This window comes from Ruegeria sp. BI11 (genome assembly GCF_056538005.1).
This window is the reverse complement of sequence record NZ_JBQFSM010000030.1, coordinates 1-5,635: the sequence shown is the minus strand read 5'-3', so window position 1 is coordinate 5,635 and position 5,635 is coordinate 1. Positions and strand designations below refer to the sequence as shown.

General features: G+C 49.1%; 3 protein-coding genes and 2 pseudogenes. 3 read left to right on the top strand and 2 right to left on the bottom strand.

Features of this window, described 5'->3' with window-relative positions; genetic code table 11:
* Positions 1-1,911: beta strand repeat-containing protein (locus ACR0DT_RS24690; protein ID WP_480713295.1), on the bottom strand; the 1,911-nt coding region annotated here is incomplete at its 3' end.
* A 548-nt stretch (positions 1,912-2,459) separates the two neighbouring features.
* Positions 2,460-2,666, bottom strand: a complete 207-nt coding sequence (locus tag ACR0DT_RS24685; RefSeq protein ID WP_480713294.1) for a hypothetical protein — start codon at positions 2,664-2,666, stop codon at positions 2,460-2,462.
* A gap of 252 nt (positions 2,667-2,918) precedes the next feature.
* Here ACR0DT_RS24685 and ACR0DT_RS24680 point away from each other — a divergent pair.
* From ACR0DT_RS24680 to ACR0DT_RS24670, 3 genes and pseudogenes are all read left to right on the top strand, one after another.
* Positions 2,919-4,039: pseudogene (locus tag ACR0DT_RS24680) on the top strand (IS1380 family transposase).
* A gap of 218 nt (positions 4,040-4,257) precedes the next feature.
* The gene (locus ACR0DT_RS24675; RefSeq protein ID WP_480713293.1) at positions 4,258-5,040 is read left to right on the top strand and encodes a hypothetical protein; all 783 of its coding nucleotides are present in this window, start codon (positions 4,258-4,260) and stop codon (positions 5,038-5,040) included.
* Positions 5,041-5,548: 508 nt separating this feature from the next.
* Positions 5,549-5,635 (top strand): annotated as a pseudogene (locus ACR0DT_RS24670) (IS6 family transposase); the annotation flags it as partial.

Genomic DNA, 5,635 nt, shown 5'->3' with positions numbered 1-5,635 from the left:
AGCACCAGACTCACCAGCAACTGAACCCTCAGACACAATCGAAACCAAACCAAGACCCGCGTGACGCGCAGTAATGCCGTTATCGCCACCCACAACAATGCCAGTCGTGGAAATACCAATCACACCATTCCCATAATGACGGACATCAATACCATCATCGCCATTGCCGGCAACAGTGGTTGCTACAACTGCAATATCTCCAACACTCTCGTCATTGTATACGCGTGCAGTGATTCCGTCATCACCGCCAGTCACTTCACCGGCGGTTACACTTATGGAGCCCAAACCTTCGTGGCGGACATCAATGCCATCATCGCCATTGCCGGCAACAGTGGTTGCTGCAACTGCAATATCTCCAACACTCTCGTCATTGTATACGCGTGCAGTGATTCCGTCATCACCGCCAGTCACTTCACCGGCGGTTACACTTATAGAGCCCAAACCTTCGTGGCGGACACCAACACCATTATCGCCACCAGCCACTTGATTGGTTGTGACTACTATATTAGCAGCATTTTGTTCATTCGAAATACGAGCAGAAATGCCGTAATCCCCCCCCGTGACAACGCTTGTTACTATTTCTATTGCGCCGATACCGTCATGGCGAGCAAAAACGCCATCACCATCCCCACCGCCAAATGTACTGTTCGATTTAATTGAGATGTTCGCCGTATTATAGGTACTATTTGCTATCACAAATATTCCATCATCATCCGTTTTCACATTATTTGTGCTAATATCAATTTGTCCATCACCATAATGTCGGACGAAAACCCCATCACTATCAGACAGCACATCATTGGCAGTAACTGAAACTGAGCCATTACCGCGATGCACAGAAACAATACCCTGATCGTTGGCCATTATATCGTTAACTGAAATTGAAATCGATCCATTGCCTAAATTATGAACAGAAACACCGTCATCACCAGAAACCACATTATCCACATCAATCGTTGTATTCGTTATATTTGATCTGCTGTCGTTAGAATTAAGAGAAACATTTATTCCATCTGAATCAGCATCTATATCTTGAGCAAAAATTTCAATCTCGCCTTCGCCATCATGGAGAACTTCAATTCCGTTATCGCCCGCCAAGACTAGTCCGGCAGTCTTAATCGATATTGAGCCATTACCATGATGATGCACAAAAATACCATCCTCAGAAATACCGCTCACGTTAGTTGCGTTTATGTTAATTGAACCATCACCGTACAAAAAAGAAACCACGCCATAATTGCCACCAGTCGAATTAACTGCCGAGATACCAATTGAACCACTACCGTAGTGTCTTGCAAAAATTCCATTCAACTCGCCAGATACAGCCCCTGTTGCGGAAATTTCAATTGAACCATAACCTTCATGTCCTACAAACCCTGCAAAAACACCGTTACGGTTGCCAATTGCAACACCGTTTGTTGTTATAGTTATCGTACCATCACCATATTGTCGTGCATCGATAGCGTTCCCCGCATATCCTCCTATGATGGTAGATGTGTTTCCATCTATGAATGTAATGTTTCCACCACTTGCGGTAAGAGTGAAGGCATCTATTAATGAAACATCCGACGTATCCACCCCAAAACCAGGGAGAGTCGCTACCGTAACCCCATTTGTCGTGGCAACTTTTAACCCAGGATCGCTCCCGTCGGGATCTGCCTCACCACTACATTCGTAAACATCCTCGGATATTGCTGTACATGTCCCTGAAAGAGCATTTGTAACGCAACCAATAGCGATCCCACACCCCAAGATTAGGTTGGAGATACTTCTCGAAATAGATGAAAGAGACAAAACCGGGTGAGGATCAGACGGTGCGTAGCTCGCAACCATCCCTTTATACTTGGTCATCCGCCCGCCACGGGTGTTGGTGTAACCTGTCTCGACCGCCTCAAAAAAAATGGACTTCATTTACTTCCCTCATCTACATTTCCAAGGCGTCGAAAAATCGCAATGTAAGCCCGATGAAACATATTTTTGATATCAGTGAAAAACTGCATTCATAAATTTATCAACTCGCGCCATTCCAATCCTCAATCACATCAGCACCTCAATAAGAAAAGCCCGGCATTCCGATAACTGGGATTTCCTCTCGAGCCAAAGCAGAGCCTGCCCGCAGATAACCCCAAGGTTAAATCGAGCAACGCAAAACCTTGTCAGGTTGGTGAACGTGACCATAATGATCGCTCTCAACCTCCAACGTCTGGCTCAAAACCTGAATTTCAAAGGTTCCCTTGAAGACTGATCTGTGTTTCATCTTGGTTGTTAGGGTGGATCATGTAAGCATCTTTATCGGAAGCGCTTTCAGCAGCTGGACATCTCTCATTAACACAGAATTTTTCGGCACGTTGATGCAACAGTGATCGGTTGGTGTCCGTCTTGCGTTGCAGGCAGTCGCTGAACGGTGTTCAGGCCGGATTTGCGGTGCACAAGCGGCCATTTCCTGATTTTGGACGGCGTCAGGCCATCGCCTGTCTTCGTTCATAGAGCACGAGACGGTGGAAACTGTAGCTCAGGTTGGCCATGGTCATGCAGCCTGCGGCGCGAACGTGATCGATTGATCGGATGGTGAACGCCATGAGTCCTTTCTCGTAACCGAGCATATGCTCGACACAAGCACGGATGGCAGAGCGGATCGCGTTGCGGCAGCGAATGTGTTTTATCATGGGCTTGCTGCGTGGTTCCTTGCGATGGATGTTCGACAAGCACCTCAACCTGCCGTAGCTTCGTGACAATTTCCTCCGACCTGTGTCGCTTGTTTCCAATCGTATACCCTCCGTTTTCCTAAACATAACGGCGGACCAAATTCACGGGGGAGGATCATTATCCCGCATTCCCCAAGTGGCTTCCTGATTTTACTATCTTGTTATTGATATTTTTATAAATCAGAGCGTTGATGTCTGCAAAGGGAGGTTTAAATGGATCACCCAGAGGGTGCGGCTCCAGACCGGGCAGATCGGATCGATTTTGACCGTCGCGTGCGGCTGGAGTTTCAGGGGACGCAACTCAGTTCGGATGGGGGTCTGCTGGTGATACGTGAGTTGGATGACGCGCTCGAGCTATCTGATCTGGCAGCAGCGGCGCTTTGCGATATCCGTCGCGGCTAGAACACCGCCCATCGGCTCGACGGACTGTTCCGGCAATCGGTGTTCGGGCGTCTGGCTGGATACGAGGATGTCAATGACGCCGACCGTCTAGCCCTTGATCCTGTCATGCGTCAGGTTGTGGGCGGCAGGGCTGTCGTGACGCAGGCGGCCTCGGCCTCGCAGATGGACGGTTTGAGACCGAGACGCTGGCCCTTCCCGAGAATCGGACCGCGCTTGCCGATCTGAGCGGCGAATGGATCGACCGCTTTCATGACCGCAACGCATTGAAGTACATCGTTCTGGATATGGACAGTTCGGTCAGCCCCACCCACGGTGAGCAGGAAGGCGCGGCCTGGAATGGCCATTTCAACTGCAAGTGTTACCACCCGTTGTTTCTGTTCAACCAGTTCGGGATGCTCGAACGCTGCGCCCTGCGCAGCGGAAATGTCCAGAGCGCAGATCGCTGGCGAGAAATCCTGGACCCGGTGATCGCCCGTTATGCCAGACGTGACCTCATGCGCTTTTTCAGGGCCGATGCTGCCTTCGCCATTCCCATGGTCTATGAACGCCTTGAGGAAGCGGGTTATTTCTACGCGATCCGGCTGCCCGCTAATGCCGTGCTAAGAGAAAAAATCGCGCACCGTCTGACCCGGCCGGTGGGACGACCATCGCAGACCAGGATCAAGCGGTTCCACGACAATGAGGTGCGGCTGCAATTGCACGCGCTGACCTACAATCTAGGCACCTTTCTGAGCTGCATTGAACTGCCCGAAGCCATGGCCAACTGGTCGCTGACGAGCCTGCAGCTCAAACTCATCAAAATCGGTGCCCGGGTTGTGCGTCACACCCGCACCATTACCTTCCAACTGGCCGAGATCGCGATGACTGGTGCTATGGTCCTCGCCATTCTCACCACCATCCGCCGACTGCGAGCACCACCGTCATGTGCTTGACAGCAAACCTAACAGCTAAAGCAAACAAAAAACGGCTCGACAGGACTGACCGCGATGCTTAAAAACTGGGGCTTCGGATCAGGATACGGCCATTCAAAGCTCGACCCACCCACATTTCGAGCCTTACGAGACCGTAGCATTCCGCTGGTTGACACACCCAGCTTGATGGGCAGGCAAGATCAGGTGACCTTGCCATCAACAAGTCATCTGGAGCTGCCATGTCCAAAGTAAAAGTTTGTTGCTGCAAGTGGGGAGATTTGTACTCCCCACAAGATGTCAACACATTGTATCAAAAGGTTAGGGGGAATGTGTCGTGTGATTTCGATTTTGTGTGTATTACAGATGATTCTGATGGAATTCACAACGAGATAGAAGTCAAAATCTTGGAACTAGACAGTTTCGGTGAGTTTGTTAATCGTGGAGGCTGTTGGCCGAAGCTAGAGATTTTTCGCCGTGGAATGTTTGATGATGAAGATTTGGTTCTGTTTCTTGATCTGGATGTTATGATACTTAATTCGCTCTTTCCGTTGATTGAAAGAGTACAAAAGCATCGTGGATTGTGGATCATTCGTGAGTGGACACCGATGTTATCGGAGCGACTTTTGCCTCTGAAATTTAGGCGCGATCGAGGTAGCAACTCTTCAGTTTTTGGTTTTTTTGCGGGTGAGCAGCACCATATTTTCGACATATTTCAGATGATCAAGGAGAAGTCTTGGGCGTTTGCAAACAACGATCAAACTTTTATAAATCGATTTGCTTACCGAAAAACATTCTGGCCTGAATGTTATATTAAGAGTTTTCGTCGGCATTGCGTCTTTATATTCCCATTGGGACTTCTATTTAAACCAAAGCGCCCAAGCAATTCTTGTTCAATACTCGTATTTCATGGCACGCCTAATCCTGTTGACCTTGTCGCCAAGGATATTAAACGCTGGGGAAATAGATCCAGGAAAGGATTTGGCCCAGTTGGATGGATACGTGATTACTATCTGAATGTTTAGTCTCAGGACCCATTGATGGCTCTGTCGCAAACTTTTTGGATGGCTAAGCACCATTGAAATTGGTGGGCAGTTTAGCCTGCCAGTTCAGCGAATTGCTGTGGATACCATTTCTTCATTCTCAAACTTGGGAGAGCGCTCAACGATGTGACGAAGAGGGTTGACACGTGCCCCGCTATACCCCGCGTCAGCACGAACTGTGGATCCACGGATTGAACAACCATGAGGGATATTGGATGGCGGACCCGGAAACCCGGCAATTCTGACGTGCCTATCCCGAAGCACATGCACTGACATAACTGACATGAAGGAAGCGCTCTGGTACGAAGGAAGAGAGCAAAGTCTCGCAAAACACGAAGTCCTAAAACACTACTTGATTCCATTTTCCAATAAGATCCTGTCGAAATGGGAGAGCATAGACTTCATAGATGGCTTTGCTGGACCATGGGAAAACCACGACAAAGGGCATTGCCAAGTTGATCGCGTTGTCCTTCTCGGATAGCGCGCTACCATGATCATACCGACCTCATTGCCGCGGCTGAAGGGCTTCCGTTTTCCCCGCGAAATCATCGCCTATGCGGTGTGGGCATATCATCGG

Bases quoted from the DNA above. Each gene is read 5' to 3' on its own strand.
- ACR0DT_RS24685 (WP_480713294.1), bottom strand. From the start codon at position 2,666: ATGATAAAACACATTCGCTGCCGCAACGCGATCCGCTCTGCCATCCGT.
- ACR0DT_RS24675 (WP_480713293.1), top strand. From the start codon at position 4,258: ATGTCCAAAGTAAAAGTTTGTTGCTGCAAGTGGGGAGATTTGTACTCC.